Annotated in this window: 9 protein-coding genes; 4 read left to right on the plus strand and 5 right to left on the minus strand. The window is 71.9% G+C overall.

What is annotated here, in order from left to right; translation table 11 throughout:
• Positions 1 to 113: 113 nt before the first annotated feature.
• Positions 114 to 749 carry a methyltransferase domain-containing protein gene (locus ACFY3L_RS25275; RefSeq protein ID WP_389328679.1) on the plus strand — a complete coding sequence of 212 codons (636 nt, stop codon included), beginning with the start codon at positions 114 to 116 and terminating at the stop codon, positions 747 to 749.
• Between the two features lie 51 nt (positions 750 to 800).
• Here the strand turns inward: ACFY3L_RS25275 and ACFY3L_RS25280 are convergent, their stop codons facing one another.
• The 4 genes from ACFY3L_RS25280 to ACFY3L_RS25295 form a co-directional block, all read right to left on the minus strand.
• A complete protein-coding gene (locus ACFY3L_RS25280; protein WP_389328682.1) occupies positions 801 to 4,676 on the minus strand; it encodes a ThuA domain-containing protein in 3,876 nt (1,291 codons plus the stop codon).
• A gap of 374 nt (positions 4,677 to 5,050) precedes the next feature.
• Positions 5,051 to 5,980 carry a hypothetical protein gene (locus ACFY3L_RS25285; protein WP_389328685.1) on the minus strand — a complete coding sequence of 310 codons (930 nt, stop codon included), beginning with the start codon at positions 5,978 to 5,980 and terminating at the stop codon, positions 5,051 to 5,053.
• 30 nt (positions 5,981 to 6,010) lie between these two features.
• Positions 6,011 to 7,945 carry an amylo-alpha-1,6-glucosidase gene (locus ACFY3L_RS25290; protein ID WP_389328688.1) on the minus strand — a complete coding sequence of 645 codons (1,935 nt, stop codon included), beginning with the start codon at positions 7,943 to 7,945 and terminating at the stop codon, positions 6,011 to 6,013.
• On the minus strand, positions 7,942 to 10,590 hold the full coding sequence (locus ACFY3L_RS25295; RefSeq protein ID WP_389328691.1) for a glucosidase: 2,649 nt from the start codon (positions 10,588 to 10,590) through the stop codon (positions 7,942 to 7,944). The genes ACFY3L_RS25290 and ACFY3L_RS25295 overlap by 4 nt, the downstream gene beginning before the upstream one ends.
• A gap of 111 nt (positions 10,591 to 10,701) precedes the next feature.
• Here ACFY3L_RS25295 and ACFY3L_RS25300 point away from each other — a divergent pair, with 111 nt between their 5' ends.
• The 3 genes from ACFY3L_RS25300 to ACFY3L_RS25310 all read left to right on the plus strand — a co-directional run bounded on the left by ACFY3L_RS25300 (position 10,702) and on the right by ACFY3L_RS25310 (position 13,785).
• Positions 10,702 to 12,348 carry an HDOD domain-containing protein gene (locus tag ACFY3L_RS25300; RefSeq protein ID WP_389328693.1) on the plus strand — a complete coding sequence of 549 codons (1,647 nt, stop codon included), beginning with the start codon at positions 10,702 to 10,704 and terminating at the stop codon, positions 12,346 to 12,348.
• A gap of 242 nt (positions 12,349 to 12,590) precedes the next feature.
• Positions 12,591 to 13,340, plus strand: a complete 750-nt coding sequence (locus ACFY3L_RS25305) for a tetratricopeptide repeat protein (RefSeq protein WP_389328696.1) — start codon at positions 12,591 to 12,593, stop codon at positions 13,338 to 13,340.
• A 4-nt stretch (positions 13,341 to 13,344) separates the two neighbouring features.
• Positions 13,345 to 13,785 carry an NUDIX domain-containing protein gene (locus ACFY3L_RS25310; RefSeq protein ID WP_389328699.1) on the plus strand — a complete coding sequence of 147 codons (441 nt, stop codon included), beginning with the start codon at positions 13,345 to 13,347 and terminating at the stop codon, positions 13,783 to 13,785.
• A gap of 751 nt (positions 13,786 to 14,536) precedes the next feature.
• Here the strand turns inward: ACFY3L_RS25310 and ACFY3L_RS25315 are convergent.
• Entirely contained in the window at positions 14,537 to 15,934 is a 1,398-nt protein-coding gene (locus ACFY3L_RS25315; RefSeq protein ID WP_389328701.1) for a trehalose-6-phosphate synthase, read from the minus strand.
• Positions 15,935 to 15,968: the final 34 nt, after the last annotated feature.

Consider the following 15,968-nt stretch of genomic DNA (forward strand, 5'->3'; position numbering starts at 1 on the left):
GAGCCAGGCGCTGTGCAGGCGGGCATCGGGCACGATCAGTTCGGGCACGTCGCCGACCGTACCCGCCACGGCGCCGGTGACCGCGGCCTGGGCCGTCACCTGGATCGGCGACAATGACCGCCGTGAGTGTTCGGTACGACGAGGTGCTCGGCCCCCTGCGCGAGGCGTACGACGCGCGCGCGAGCTGGCGTGACGGGCTCACCAAGGAACCGTGGAAGGTGACGGAGCGGAAGGCGTTCCGTGACCGGCTGGCGCCGGGGGCGCGGCTGCTGGAGGTCGGCGCCGGCACGGGGCAGGACAGCGTCTACTTCCAGCAGGCCGGCCTCACGGTCGTCGCGGCGGACCTCTCGCCGCTGATGGTCGAGCACTGCCGCGCCAAGGGCCTCGAGGCGCACGTCATGGACCTCTTGCACCTGGACTTCCCGGCCGGGTCGTTCGACGCGGTGTTCACGATGAACTGCCTGCTGCATGTGCCCAACCACGACCTGCCGGCGGTGCTGGCGGCGGTCCGGGCGCTCCTGCGCCCCGGCGGGCTGTTCTTCGTCGGCGTGTGGGGCGGCACCGAGAGCGCCGAAGGGCCCATCGCCGACGACGAGCACGTGCCGCCGCGCTTCTTCTCGTGGCGCACCGACGAGCAGCTGCTCGGCTTCGCCTCGGCGTGGTTCGACGTCGTGGACTTCCACCCCGTCGGCGTCGGCCGCGGTCACCGGTTCCAGTCGCTGACGCTGCGCCGGCCGGACGTCGAGTAGCGGGCGCGGGGACCGCCGACGATCCCCGCGCCCGGTTGTGCCGTCATACCGTCAGCTGGCGTACACCTCGAACTCCAGCAGCGAGTAGCCCCACGCCGTGGCGCGGGTGGTGCCGTTGATGCGCACGTAGCGGCCCGTGGCGGCGAGGCCGGTGTTGTCGTCGACGCCGCCGTCGCCGCCGGTCACGGAGCGCACCGTCGTCCAGTTCGTCCCGTCGGCCGAGGTCTGGATCTGGTACGCGGACCCGTACGCGGCCTCCCAGGTGAGCTTCACCCGGCCGATCGCGTACGACTGACCGAGGTCGACGCGGATCCACTGCGGGTCCGCGAAGGCACTCGACCAGCGGGTGGTCAGCGAGCCGTCGACGGCACTCGACGCGGGGGTGCCGGCGTTCTCCACGCTCGACGCCGTCGCCGGCTTGTTCAGCGCGAGGTTGGTGGCGGGCGGCTGGGTGACCGTCCCGCCGTACACCTCGAACTCGAACAGCGAGTAGCCGTATGCCGTGCCGCGCGCGGTGCCGTTGATGCGCACGTAGCGGCCCGTGCCGGTGAGGCCGGTGTTGTCGTCGACGCCACCGTTCTCGCCGGTCACCGACTTGATGGTGGTCCAGGTCGTGCCGTCCGCGGACGTCTGGATCTGGTACGCCGAGCCGTACGCCGCCTCCCAGGTGAGCTTCACCCGGTTGATGGAGTACGACTGGCCGAGGTCCACCCGGATCCACTGGGGGTCGGAGAAGGCGCTCGCCCACCGCGTCGTCAGCGAGCCGTCGACGGCCGCCGACGCCGGGGTGCCGGCGTTCTCGACGCTGGACGCCGTCACCGGCTTGTTCAGCGCCAGGTTCGACGACGGCGGCTGGGTCGTGCCGGAGTTGAAGGTGAAGTCGTCGATGTCGAACAACGACCCCGCGCCGCCGGTGAACACCAGGTACAGCGCAGATGTGCCGGCCGGTGGGCTGATCGTCCCGGTGACGTCGGCCCAGGTCTCCCAGCCGCCGGTCGGGGCGACCTGCACGGTGCCGGCCACCGGGCCGGTCGGCGAGCCGGTCCGCACGGTGATGGTGCCGCCGGTGCCGGCCGAGGCGACCCGCGCCTTGATGCTGTTGACGCCGGCCAGGTTGTACGTGTTGAAGGAGATCCAGTCGCCGTTCTCGATGTACCCGACGGCGTTGCCGCCGTGCGCGCTGGCCTTGGCGGCGAGCTGGACGCCGTTCATCGTGTTGTAGTGCTCGGCCTGCCGGGTCCGCGGCTGCAGCTGGTGCTGGTCCTGGACCGCGGTGCCGCTGACCGGGGTGTACACGGCGGCCATGACCCCGAAGATGTTCGAGCTGGGGTCGTGCTCACCGTCCACTGTGGTCTGGATCGACCCGGTGCAGCCGTTCTTGCTGGTGATCGGGTGACCGTGACTGTCGTGGCCCAGGACGTAGTTGACCACGACCCGGTTGCAGTCGATGGTGCCTGCGTTCGGGTCGGTGACCCTCACCTCGAACGGCACCAGGTCCCCGAACTGGAACACCGAGCCGTCGGCCGGGGTGATGAGCTGGATCGTCGGCCGGCCGACCCCGACGACGACACTGGCCGTCGCGGTCCTGCCGCCGGTGTCCCGCACCGTCAGCGTCGCGGTGTACTCGCCGTTCGTGGGGTACGTGAACGTCGGGTTGGCCGCGGTGGAGTCGGTGCTGCCGTTGGTGGTGAAGTCCCAGGCGTACGTGATCGCGTCGCCGTCCGGGTCGTTGCTGCCGGCCGAGCTGAACTGCACGGTCAGCGGCGCCGGGCCGGAGGACGGGGTCGCTGCCGCCTGGGCGATCGGTGACCGGTTGCCGCCGCTGTTGTACTCGATGCGGTAGAGCGCCGAGTTGGCGTCGCCGCCGAACCAGGTGGTGCCGTAGTCGAGCACGTACAGGGCGCCGTCCGGCCCGAACTCCATGTCCATGATGGCGGTTCCGGTCCACGGGATCGGGGTGATCGCGCCGGCCGTGCCGTTGGCGTTGATGGCGGCGGCCTTGATCCAGCGGCTGGTGAACTCGCCGAGGAAGACCTGGCCGTTGTAGGAGGCCGGGAACTTCACGTCGGAGACCAGGTTCGGGTTGAAGTTGTAGACCGGGCCGGCCATGGGGCCGCCGCCACCCAGCTCGGGCCGCCAGGGGCCTTGACCGCCGTACGGCAGCCAGGCGGCCTGCGACGCCGGCAGGGTGGTGATGCCGGTGTTGTTGGGCGAGTTGTTCGTCGGGCCACCGGCGCAGTTGTACGTGCCGAGCGACGGGCCGGTCGGGAACACGTACTCGTTGTACGGGGTGTTGTAGTTGGAGCAGTACGGCCAGCCGAAGAAGCCCGGCTGGGTGATCCGCTCGAACGAGACCGTGCCCGCGGGGCCCCGGTTCGGGTCGGCGGTGCCCGCGTCGGGGCCGTAGTCGCCGAGGTACACGACGCCGGTGGCCTTGTCGACGCTCATCCGGAACGGGTTGCGGAAGCCCATCGCGTAGATCTCGGGCCTCGTCTTCGCGGTGCCCGGGGCGAACATGTTGCCGGCCGGGATGGTGTAGCCGCCCGTCGCGCCCGGCTTGATGCGCAGCACCTTGCCGCGCAGGTCGTTGCTGTTGCCCGCGGTGCGCTGCGCGTCGTAGGCGGGGTTGTGGTCGGCCCGCTCGTCCAGCGGCGCGTAACCACCGGAGTCGAACGGGTTGCTGTCGTCGCCGGTGGACAGGTACAGGTTGCCGGCGGCGTCGAAGTCGATGTCACCGCCGACGTGGCAGCACAGTCCACGGCTGGTCGGCACGTCGAGGATCGTCACCTGCGAGTTCGGGTCGATCGTGTAGTCGTCCCGCACGGTGAACCGGGCCAGCTTGTTGGAGCCGTTGAACGGGGCGAACTGCGCCGCCGTGCCGGTGGACGGGGCGTCGCCGGCCGGGGTGCTGAGCGGCGGCGCGTAGTAGACGTACACCCACTTGTTGGTGGCGAAGTTCGGGTCCGCCTTGATGCTCTGCAGACCCTCCTCGTCGTGGGTGTAGACCTGCAGCGTCAGGGCGACCTTCGTGTTGCCGTTGACGTCGGTGTACCGGATGACGCCGTCGCGCGCGGTGTGCAGCACGCCCCGGTTCGGCAGGACGGTGAGGCCCATCGGCTCGCCGGTCTCCGCCACGCCCTTGGCCAGGTTGACCTGGTTGAACGTGCCGGCGGAGGACTGCACCGAGCAGTTGCCGATGTTCTGCGCGGCGTACTTGATGCCGCCGAGCAGGTGCGTGCGGAAGTTCGCCTCGGTGTAGCTCTCCTGGGTGTGGCCGAGGCCGGTGTACCAGGAGCGGCCGCCGTCGTAGGCGCGGCACCACGAGATCGGGTGGTCGCCGTTCATGGTGCCGCCCGTGTACGTGGCCTCGTTGAGGTTCGCCAGGACGTGCACCTGCGAGCGCGGGTTGGTGCGGTAGTTGTACAGCTCGTCGGTGCGGTTCCAGTTCGCCGGGATGCCCGCGTTGGACGGGTGCGCGGTGTCCTCGATGCGGACCGTGACCGGCTGGATCGCCGGGTGGCTGGAGAAGTAGGCGCCGACGAGGTTGCCGTACCAGGCCCAGTCGTACTCGGTGTCGGCCGCCGCGTGCACGCCGACGTAACCGCCGCCGGCGCGGACGTACCGCTCGAACGCGGCCTGCTGGTTGGCGTCGAGCACGTCGCCGGTCGTCGACAGCCAGATGACCGCCTTGAAGCGGGCCAGGTTCGTGTCGTTGAACTGCGTCGCGTCCTCGGTCGCCTCGACGGTGAAGTTGTTCTGCGTGCCCAGTTGCTGGATCGCGGTGATCCCGGCGGGGATCGCGTCGTGCCGGAACCCCGCGGTCTTGCTGAAGATCAGCACCGAGAAGTCGGCCGCGAACGCCGGGGCGATGTTGAATCCTGCCGCGGCCAGCACGAGGGCGACGCAGAGCAGCACTCTGCGGAACATGATCGGTTGCACCTCTCCTACGAAGAAAGCAGCGAACGACGTGCGCCGATCACGTCCGATCCCTGATAGGGCTTCCGGCATGCGGGCACGGTGAAGCGCCGCCCGCTCCGGCGGGTGGATTGGGGTGTCTCACGGGCATCGATGCCACGCGAAGGTGCCGCACACCACGCGCCTCGCCGAAGGCTGCGCGGTGCCGCGGTGCTGCCCGTCGCCATTGGCGGTGGCGACCGGGCCTGTTGGGGGCGGGGGTTACTCCTTCCACCGCGGCGAGCGCTCCAGAGAGCGCTCTCTCACCGAGGTGCCGACCAGTTAAGCAGACTCGCCACCCCCTGGCAACGGTTCTGCATAGACCACTGTTTATTCAGGCAGCCCCTCTACGCCCGCGGCACCGGGATGACCCGCAACGACCAGGTGATCGAGAACCATCCCTTGTCCCGGTACGCGACCGCGAGCCGTGTCCCGTCGGCGTTGAAGGCCGCGGCCCGGTAGCGGCCCCCGGCGATCCGCTCGAACCGGCCGTCCTTCACCAGCCACACGCCGGCCTTGCCGTTCGCCTCTCCGGCGATCACGATCCGGTCGCCGTGCACGGTCAGCGCCGCGGGCGACCGCACGCCCCGGGCGACCGTCGACGCCGGCCCCCGCCCGACGCGCCGGCAGAGGGAGTAGACGGGGAAGACGGACTCCGGCCCCGGCGCGTCGGTGCCGCACCGGGTGGTCAGGTAGACGAGCGACCCGTCGGCGGCCACGGCGCCGAGCATCGCGTCAGGCTCGCTCAGGCACGTCGACCGCAGTCCTCCCGCCGGAGGGGTCTGCGGGCAGGAGGGCGTCGGGTAGTACACCGTGCCCTTGCCGCCCGACCAGGCGACCTCGCCGGCACGCTCGATCCTGCCGACGACGGCCGACCGCCCGGTGCCGGCGTCCCACCGCACGATCGTCGCGGGCGCGTCGGTGTCGCCGTCCCCGCAGGTGATGACCAGCCCGAGCTCGTGACCGCTGACCGCCACGACCTTCCGCACCCTGGCGCTCAGGCCACCGCTCCGGCCACGCGGATCCGGGCAGTCCGGGTGCTCGACCGTCACCCGTTCCGGACGGCCGCCGGCACGGACCCGCATCAATGACGGCGGCGGGTCGTCGTGGTCCTGCAGCCGCGAGAGGAAGTAGATCGTGTCGCCCACCCAGACCGGGCTGGAGTACTGATCCGCGTCCGACGAGACCAGCTCGTGCCCTCGCCCACCCGAACAGCCGGCGGCGGCCGCGAGCCCGAGGGCCGCGACCGCCGCGACGATGACCCTGGCGAACGTCACCCGCCCATCCAAAACCGCCGGTCGTAGGGACTACAGCGATCGGGCGCGGAGCAGCTCCGCCACCGACCAGGCCTGGAACGGGCAGCCGGTGGCCGCGTGCGGGGCGTCCCCGTCGGCGGTCTCCGACACCGAGCCCAGGCCCCACTCCTCGAGGTGCAGCTCCAGCCCGTCCAGGACGCCGGTGGTGTCGGCGCCGGTACGGCGGGCCGCGTCGACGAACGGGCCGATCAGCCACGGCCAGACGGTCCCCTGGTGGTACGCGTGGTCGCGGTCCGGCGGCCCGCCGCGGTGGCGGCCGTGGTAGCCCGGGGAGCCCGGGGCGAGCGACCGCGGGCCGAGCGAGGTCAGCAGCGCCGCCCGGCACAGCTCCACGATGTCCGGATTCGCCGCCGGTACGTGCGGCAACGCCACCGCGAGAAGCTGGTTGGGCCGGATGGCGGGGTCGTCGCCGGCGGCACCGTCCACGACGTCGAACAGGCCCAGACCGTCGGGGCGGGTGAAGCGGCGCTCGAACGACGCGGCGGCCCGCGACGCCGCCGCGGTCCAGTCGTGCCCGCGGCCGATCCGGTCGAAGAGGGCGGCGGTGCTCGCCAGGCCGTTCACCCACAAGGCATTGATCTCGACCGCCTTGCCCTGGCGTTCGGTGACCGGGACGCCACCCACGCGGGCGTCCATCCAGGTGAGCGCGAACCCCGGCTTGCCCTGCGTGAGCAGGCCGTCGGCGGGGTCGGCGGCGATGCCGAACCGGGTGCCGCGGCGGTGCAGGTCCAGCACCTCGTCCATGGCGCCGGCGAGGTCGGCCACGGTGTCCAGGTCGCCGGTGACCGTGGCGTACCGGTCGACGGCGTGCAGGAACCACAGCGCCGCGTCGGCGGTGTTGTACTCGAGGGTGCCGGTGTCGGCGGTGTTGGCGAGCATGCCGTCGGACACGGTCGCGCCGGCGCGGAGCAGGACGCGGCGGGCCTGCTCCCCGCGGCCGGTGGTGAGGAACAGCCCCTCGAACGACGTCATCAGGTCGCGGGACCACTCGCCGAACCACGGGTAGCCGGCGACGGCCGACGGGCCTGTCGGCGTGTCGATGACGAACTGGTCGGCGGCGATCGTCAGCTGCCGCCCGACGGAGTCGCCCCCGCCGAGCGCGACGGCGCGACGCCGGGCCGCGGCGACGATCTCCACCGCCGACGGCACGTCACCGTCGATGACCCCGGCCGGCATTCCGGCGGCGTTCGGCATTCCGCCGGCGACGACGGCCGGCTCTGCGGTGGCGAAGGCGGTCACGGACGCGGTTTCGCCGGGTGCGAGCGTGGCGGTGAAGTGGCCGGCGGCCCACAGGTCCTCGACCGGGTTCAGCCCCCGGGCGGCCTCCTCGCGGGCGTAGGCGCCGCGGTACCACTCGCCGCCGGGCCGCCACGACGGGCCGGCGACCCGGTAGGCGCCCTCGAACTCGAAGCCGCCGGCGACCGGCGTGACCTGCGGGTCGCCCCACGCGTGGCGCTCGCCGTGCACGTCCCGCCAGGTGCACAGCGGGGTGAGCTCGAGCTCGACCGGGCGCGGTGCGCGCAGGACGCGGAACACGACACCGACGGCGGACCGGCCGTGCGCCATCGCGATCTCCCGCTCCAGGACCACGTCGCCGAGGTCCCAGCGCCAGCACGGCACGCCGTCGGCGAGCCGGAACTCGGCGAGGTGCGTGTGGCCGGCGGGGTCGACGGTGCCGCCGGCCCACTCGTCGGTGGCGAGCCGGAAGATCCGCTCGCCGGCCCGCACGACCGGGTCGAGCGCGGCGAGGCCGAGGGAACGGGAGGCGGCGCCCGGTGCCGCCACCACGAGCAGGCCGTGGTAGCGGCGGGTGCGCAGGCCGGCGACGGTGCCCATCGCGTAGCCGCCCAGGCCGTCGGTGACCAGCCACTCGCGGGTGGCCGCCGCGTCGAGATCGCCGCACACCTGGCGGCCGAACCTGATCATGAGCGGGCCCCCGTGGACTGCACCGACGGGCGTGCGATCATCTCCGCCAGCAGGCCGGTCCAGCCGGTCTGGTGGGTGGCGCCGAGGCCCGCGCCGTTGTCGGCGTGGAAGTACTCGTAGAACAGCAGGTTGTCGCGCCAGTGCGGGTCGTGCTGGAACTGGTCGATCCAGCCGAACGCCGGCCTGCGGCCGTCGGGGCCCCGCCGGTACAGTGCCAGCATCCGCTGACGGAGGTCCTCGGCGATCTCACCGGCGGTGCACTGCCGCCCGGACCCGGTCGGGTACTCGATCTTCACGGCGTCGCCGAGGTTGGCGTGGTAGTCCTCCAGGGTGCGCAGGACGAGGTAGTTCAGCGGCATCCACAGCGGTCCGCGCCAGTTGGAGTTGCCGCCGAACATGCCGGTGCTCGACTCGGCGGGCTCGTAGCCGACGGTCGCGGACCAGCCGGGCAGCTCGACGCTGAACGGATGGTCGGCGTGCCACTTGGACAGCGCCCGCAGCCCGTACGGCGACAGGAAGCTCTGCTCGTCGAACAGGTGCGGCAGGATGCGCCGGGTCCGGCCGTGCGCCGCGACCCCGACACCGACCGTGCCGTCGGTCCCCGGCACCACCTGATGCTCGGGCATCGAGGCGAAGCCCTTGGACAGCCGGCGGACCCGGGCGAAGTCCTCGTGCGACAGCGCCTTCGTGGCGAACAGCGGGATGACGCCGACCATCGACCGGACCCGCAGCGGTTCGCTGCTGCCGTCGGGGCGGCGCAGCACGTCGTAGTAGAAGCCGTCCTGCTCGTCCCACAGGTCGTTGTCGTGCATCGCCTCGGAGATCAGCGCGAAGTGTTCGAGGAACTTCACGACGAGGTCGTCGAACGCCGGGTTGTGCGCGGCCACCTCGCGGGCCATCTCCAGCAGGTTCAGGCAGTAGAACGCCATCCACGCCGTCGCGTCGGACTGCTCCAGCCGGTACCCGGGCGGCAGATGCGAGCGGTCGATCGGGCCGATGTTGTCCAGCCCCAGGAACCCGCCCTCGAAGATGTTCCGCCCGTCCTCGTCCTCGCGGTTGACCCACCAGGTGAAGTTCAGCACCAGCTTCGAGAAGACGCGGGTCAGGAACTCCAGGTCGCGGCGGCCGTCGATGTTGTACACCTGCAGGGCCGCCCACGCCTGCACCGGCGGGTTGAGGTCCTCGAACGCCCACTCGTACGCGGGGATCGCGCCGTTCGGGTGCTGGAACCACTCCCTGCACAGCAGCAGCAGCTGGTACTTGGCGAACGCCGGGTCGAGGTGCGCGAGCGCCACCGCGTGGAACGCCGAGTCCCACGCGGCGAACCACGGGTACTCCCACGGGTCGGGCATCGACATGATGTCGGAGGCGTCCAGGTGCCGCCAGCCGGCGTTGCGGCCGTGCTGCCTGCCCGGGGGCGGCGGCGGCTGCGTCGGGTCGCCGCTAAGCCACTTCGCCACGTCGTAGTTGTAGAACTGCTTGCCCCAGATCATCCCCGCGAAGCCCTGACGCATGATCATCGCGTCTTCTTCGCTGGTGCCGGCGGGGGCGAGCTCGGCGTAGAAGCGGTCGGCCTCCTGCTTGCGCTGGTCGAGGACCTGGTCGAACGCCGGCCCGAACGCGGCAGGGTCGGCCCGCGGCGCGAGCCGCAGCGACAGCTCGACCGTCTCGCCCGGCTGGACCGTCACCTGATACCAGAAGGCCGCCTTCGTGCCCTCGTACGCGGGGTTGACGGTGTCGGCGCCGTGCACGACGTGGTCGTTGATGCCGTCCTTCGGGAACGCGGTGCCCGACGGCGCGCCGTAGAGCCGAGAAGTGTTGGTCTCGTTGTCGCAGTACAGCTGCCGCGGCAGCGACCCGTCAGGTCCCGGCGCGGCCTGCAGCACCATCGACCCCATGCCGATCGTGTCGCCGCCCGCCGTGGCCAGCCGCGGCTTCTCCCCGCCTTCCTCCCACGACCACGTGTTGCGGAACCAGACGGTCGGCAGCACGTGCAGCGTCTCCGCCTCGGGCCCCGGGTTGGTGATCTTCACTCGGACCCGCAGGTCGTCGGGGTCGGCCTTGGCGTAGTCGGCCTCGACGATCCAGAACCGGTCCTCGTCGAAGATCCCCGTGTCCAGCAGCTCGAACTCCGGCTCCTCCCGCGACCGGCGCCGGTTCTCGCTGACCAGCTGCTCGTAGGGGAACTCCCGCTGCGGGTAGTGGTACCGCCAGCGCAGCCACGCGTGGCTCGGCACCGCGTCGAGGTACCACCAGTACTCCTTGGCGTCCTCGCCGTGGTTGCCCTCGTTGCCCGTGAGGCCGAAGATGCGCTCCTTCAGGATCGGGTCGCGCCCGTTCCACAGCCCGAGAGCGAAGCACAGGCGCTGCTCCTGGTCGCAGATGCCACCCAGGCCGTCCTCGCTCCACCGGTATGCCCTGGACCTCGCGTGATCGTGCGGAAACGCCTCCCATGCGGTGCCGTCGCCGCTGTAGTCCTCGCGGACGGTGCCCCAGGCGCGCTCACTGAGGTACGGTCCCCACCGGTACCACGGATTGGCGCGCTCTTTCAGGCCGAGGGGTGCCCGCTCGGCGTCGGCCGGCATCTGGTCGCCGGCCGCTGTCTGGTCGGGGGTCGCCATCCGCTCCCGCTCCGGATTGCTCATGCAGCCAGGACACCACCGGCGGCCCCGGGACGGCGTCACCTCCAGCGCGCGACCGCATCCGTATTCCTCCGTTTTGCGGTAATCAGGGGATTTCGGGGCGAAAATGACGGGGTGAGCCAGGAAACGGCAGGGCCTGACGACGAGCACATGGTCCACGTCGGCCGGCAGCCGATCTACGACCGCGACGGTGCCGTGGTCGCGCACGAGCTGCTGTTCCGCGCCGGCGCGACCGCGGCGACCGCCTCCCGCCGCGACGCGCACGCCACCGCCAGGGTGCTGGTCGCGGCGTTCACGGAGTTCGGCCTCGACGAGGTCTCCGGCGGGCAGGTCTGCTTCATCAACCTGACCCGGGACTTCCTCACCGGCCAGCTGCCGCTGCCCTTCGACTGCAGCCAGGCCGTCCTCGAGGTGCTGGAGACCACCGACATCGACGAGGAGGTCCTGGCCGGCGTCACCGCCCTGCACGAGCAGGGGTACACCATCGCCCTCGACGACTTCGTCTTCGGCACCAGCCACGAACGCCTGCTCGACGTCGCCACCTACGTGAAGATCGACATGCTGGACAACGACGAGGCCACCATCCGCGCGACCGTCGTCAACTGCCGCCTGCACGCCCACCTGCAGCTGATCGCCGAACGGCTCGAGACGCCCGATGCCCTCGACCTGGCGATGTCCCTGGGCTTCGAGTTCTTCCAGGGCCACATCCTGGGCCGCCCGCACGTCAGCTCCGCCGTCGCGCTCGCCCCGTCGCGCCTCACCCGCCTGCGCATCATGGCCGCCCTCAGCTCCGACGACGTCGACGTCGACTCGCTCGTCCCCCTGATCGGCCAGGACGCCGGCCTCAGCCTGCGCCTGCTCCGGGCCACCAACGCCGCCTCCTTCGGCCTCAACCGCACCGTCTCCTCCATCCGCGACGCGGTCGTGGCCCTCGGCCTCACCCGCCTGCGCCAGTGGGTCACGCTGATGGTCGTCGCCGACATCACCGAGGCCGACCCCGAGCAGCTGAGCGACCTGCTGATCCGCGCCCGCTGCTGCCAGCTCCTCGCCGAGGCCGCCTCCCTGCCGGGCGAACCCGCCTACATCGGCGGCCTCCTGTCCGCCGTCGCCGACCTGTTCGACGAACCCACCGCCCGCGTCCTCAACGGCGTCCCCCTCGACCCGTCCCTCACCGCCGCCCTCCTCACCGGCGCCGGCCCCCTCGGCCGGGTGCTCACCACCGTCCGCGCCTACACCGCCACCTCCACCGAACCGGCCGGCCCCACCGACCCCCAGCGCTCCGCCGGACGTACCGGACCCGCCGACCTCGCTGAACCTGCCGGATCGGGCAGATTCACCAAAGCTGCCGGACCAACTGGACCTGCCGGATCTCCTGAACCCACCGAACCCGCCGGACCTCCTGTACCCACCGAACCCGCCGGACCTCCTGAACCCACCGGACCCGCCGGACCTGCCGGATCCGCCGGACCTGCCGGATCCGCCGGACCTGCCGGACCCGCCGGACCCGCCGGACCCGCCGGACTCACTGGGGTCACCGAACCCGCCGGACCTGCCGGACCCGCTGGGGGCGCCGGACCCGCCGAGTCTGCTCACCCGAACGGGACCGCCCCGTCGTTCGCCACAGACGACCCCGCCGCGCTGGCATCCTTCTACCTCGCCGCGGTGCGCTGGACGAACACCACACTCAGCGAGCTCGCCAACGAATTCCGCAACCCTCAACCCGCCAACAGCACCACGCCCCCAGTCCCACAGAAGCGCTGACCCCGCGCCCCCGACAACGACCCGCCCACCGCCGCACCCGGCCGCAGCACCGCCGCACCCAGCCGCGCCGCCTCGGGTCCGTCGCATCGCCTCGGGTCCGTCGCATCACCTCGGGGCCGTCGCATCGGCCGGACCCGTCGCATCATCACAGCGCCGTCGCGTCGGCTCGGGGGCGGCGCGACGACCGCGCGGCGCTCGGCACGGACGGCCGGCGGTGGCGTGGGTGCGCGACGATGGGCGCTGTGAGCCGAAGCCCCTGGCGCCGATGGCTGCGACACGCCCGCGCCGCCGCCGTCGCCGACCAGCCGCCCGCCGACCCGAGCGAGGCAGAGGCGTGGCACCGGCGGGCTGTCGCCGCCGACCCCGGCCGCACCCTGTCGATGGTGAAGCTCGCCGACCTGCTGCGGAAGCGCGGCGACACCGCCGAGGCCGAGACCTGGCTCCAGCGCGCCGCCGACGCCGGTGACCCCTTCGCCATGAGCACCCTCGGCGACCTCCACCTGAGCCGCGGCGACCAGGCCGGTGCCGAGACCTGGTTCCGCCGCGCCGCCGGCACCGGCTACGTCGTCGCCATCTGCAACCTTGGTGACCTCTACCGGACCCGGGACAACCCGGTCGAGGCCGAGGCCTGGTACCGCCGCGCCGGCGACGACGAGTACGCGATGAGCCGCCTCGGCAGCCTCTTCGCCCACGTCGGCGACACCGGCCAGGCCGAGACCTGGTTCCGCCGCGCGGCGGAGGCCGGCAGCACCTACGCGATGGACAGCCTCGCCGACCTCCTCCGCGACCGCGGCGCCATCGACGAGGCCGAGCACTGGCTCCGCCGCGGTGCCGAGGCGGGCAACGACTTCGCCATGTGCGGCCTGGGTGAACTCCTCCGCGACCGCGGCGCCCTCCCCGAGGCGGAGCGCTGGCTCCGCCAGGCGGCCAACGCCGGCAACGTCCGCGCCATGTCCGCCCTCGGCGACCTCCTCGCAGACGGCCAGGCTTGATCGTATGGCCGCCACGTACGACGTCGCGCTCGTCCTGCTCACCGACCCCACCGGTGCGGTCCTGCTCCAGCACCGCGACCCGGACACCCCCGTCTCACCCGACCAGTGGAGCCTGCCCGGCGGCCACGTCGAGCCCGGCGAGTCCCCCGTGGTCGCCGCCCGCCGCGAGCTGCTGGAAGAGACAGGCCTGACGACCGGCGAACTGCGGTTGGTGTGGAGCGGTCCTCGCCCGTACGAGCCGGGCTTCCCCCACACCGTGACGGTCCACGTCTTCCACGGCACCACGCGCGCCCGCCAGGACGACGTCGTCCTCGGCGAGGGCTGCGCGATGGTGTTCGTCCCCCGGGAGGAGCTGCTGCACCGCAACCTGGCAGTCACCACCGCGCTGATCCTGCCCCTGTACCTGAGTGCGCCATGGCCTCCGCCCACCGGGAGAACGACATGACGCCCACAGCAGCCACACACCGCCGCCCCGCACCACCGGCCGGCGTGGTGGTGAACACCAAGCCGCACGACGCCCGCCGCACCCGCCGGACCCACGCGCGCAGAAGCCGGACGCACGGGCGCAGAAGCCGGACGCACGGACGCTGGAGCCGGAGCGTTACGAGCCGGCACTCCGTGCGCGGCACCACTCGACGCACGGTCCGCAGCCACCCCGGTCAACGGCGCCGACGCGGGCTCGCCGGCCAGCACCCGGGCGTTGCGCAGACGGGTCAGCTTCGCCGCGTGGCGAGCCCTCAGTCCGTGCGCGCGAGCCTCGGCGAACTCCGCCCTGACGCGGCGCTTCTCCTCACGCCGGCGCTCCCACGCAGCGGCCGAAGCCGCGAGACGCGTCGCCGAGTCGATCGAACCAGGGTCCGACAAACGGCCGGAGTCTGGAGCTGACAAAGAAAAGTAGGGTCGTGGCACGTGCCGCCTCCCCCCGGTAGGCGCTGCCCCACCATTCTCCCAACCCCCCAAACCCCCGTCCAGCCCACCCACGCAACATGACCCACCGCTGCCCCAACCGTTACACTCCGGCGTGTCTGCAGGATTCGACGCGGTCACCGCGATGGCCGATGGAGTCAACAACGCCGGAGCGTGGTCGTTCGTGCGGCGATTCGTTGAGGGGTGGACAGCGTGCCGCTGCCACAGGTGTTGTGCGAGACGTATCGGCTGATGCAGGACCTCGGCCGGATCAGCGAGGTACTGCCCGGCTACTGGTGAACGGGGACGCCGAGGGCGTCCAGGAATTCGCGGGCCCAGTGGTCAACGTCGTGGGACTGGATGCGGGCGCGCATGGCGCGCATGCGGGTGGTGCGGTCGGCGGGTGGGGCGGCCAGGGCGGCGAGGATGGCGCGCTTCAGGTCCTCGACGTCGTGCGGGTTGGTCAGGAACGCCTCGTCGAGCTCGGCGGCGGCGCCGGTGAACTCGCTGAGGACCAGGGCGCCGAGCGCGTCGCGGCGGGCGGCGACGAACTCCTTCGCGACGAGGTTCATGCCGTCGCGCAGCGGGGTGACGAGCATGACGTCGGTGGCGAGGTACAGGGCGACCAGCTCCTCGCGGGACCGGTTCTGGAACAGGTAGTGCACGGGCACCTTGCCGACCGCGCCGAACTCGCCGTTGATCCGGCCGACGTCGCGCTCGACCCGTTCGCGCAGCTGCTGGTACTGCGCGACCCTCATGCGGCTCGGGGTGGCGACCTGGACGAGGACCACCTCGTCGCTGGAGACCGCGCCCTCGGACAGCAGCTCACCGAACGCCTCGACGCGCTGCTCGATGCCCTTCGTGTAGTCGAGGCGGTCGACGCCGAGCAGCAGCCGCCGGTCGCCGCCCAGCTCGGCGCGCAGCCGGCCCGCCTCCTCCTGCACCTCGGGCGACGCGGCGAGCCGGTCGATCTCCGCGATGTCGATGGAGATGGGAAACGCGCGTGCCACGACGGTGCGCCCCTCGTACTCCACGGAATCCCCGGACGGGCGAAGGCCGAGGAGCCGGTCGGTGAGCTGCAGGAAGTTCTGCCCGGCGAGGGGCCGCTGAAACCCGACCAGGTCGGCGCCCAGCAGGCCGCGGAGCAGTTCGACCCGCCGCGGCAGCTGCATGAAGAGTTCCACCGGCGGAAACGGGATGTGCAGGAAGAAGCCGATCCGCAGATCCGGCCGCAGTTCCCGCAGCATCGCGGGCACGAGCAGCAGCTGGTAGTCGTGCACCCACACGGCCGCACCCTCGGCCGCGACGTCCGCCGCGGCCTGAGCGAAGCGCCGGTTGACCGCCTCGTACGACTGCCGCCAGTCCCGGCGGTAGACCGGCTGCTCCACGAGGTCGTGGAAGAGCGGCCAGATCGTCGAGTTGGACTGGCCCTCGTAGTAGTGGTCGACGTCCTCCGCGCTCAGCGGCACGGGGCGAAGGTGGATCCCGTCGACCTCGACCGGTCCGTCGTCGTCATCGGGAGCGCCGGTCCAGCCGACCCACGCGCCGCCGGAGCTGCGCACGATCGGCTCGAGGGCGCTCACCAACCCGCCGGGGCTACGCGTCCACTGGGACGCGCCGTGCTCGTCGGTGGTGCGGTCGACGGGCAGCCGGTTCGCCACGACGACGAACGAGTATCCGTCAGCCATACCCCCGGGTTTACCGCACGGGCCGCACCGGAAA

Source organism: Dactylosporangium sp. NPDC000521, assembly GCF_042898305.1.
GTDB lineage: Bacteria > Actinomycetota > Actinomycetes > Mycobacteriales > Micromonosporaceae > Dactylosporangium.

What these genes read in the sequence shown, in the direction of transcription:
- ACFY3L_RS25275 (WP_389328679.1), top strand. Translation starts at nt 114, where the DNA reads ATGACCGCCGTGAGTGTTCGGTACGACGAGGTGCTCGGCCCCCTGCGC.
- ACFY3L_RS25280 (WP_389328682.1), bottom strand. Translation starts at nt 4,676, where the DNA reads ATGTTCCGCAGAGTGCTGCTCTGCGTCGCCCTCGTGCTGGCCGCGGCA.
- ACFY3L_RS25290 (WP_389328688.1), bottom strand. Translation starts at nt 7,945, where the DNA reads ATGATCAGGTTCGGCCGCCAGGTGTGCGGCGATCTCGACGCGGCGGCC.
- ACFY3L_RS25295 (WP_389328691.1), bottom strand. Translation starts at nt 10,590, where the DNA reads ATGAGCAATCCGGAGCGGGAGCGGATGGCGACCCCCGACCAGACAGCG.
- ACFY3L_RS25310 (WP_389328699.1), top strand. Translation starts at nt 13,345, where the DNA reads ATGGCCGCCACGTACGACGTCGCGCTCGTCCTGCTCACCGACCCCACC.
- ACFY3L_RS25315 (WP_389328701.1), bottom strand. Translation starts at nt 15,934, where the DNA reads ATGGCTGACGGATACTCGTTCGTCGTCGTGGCGAACCGGCTGCCCGTC.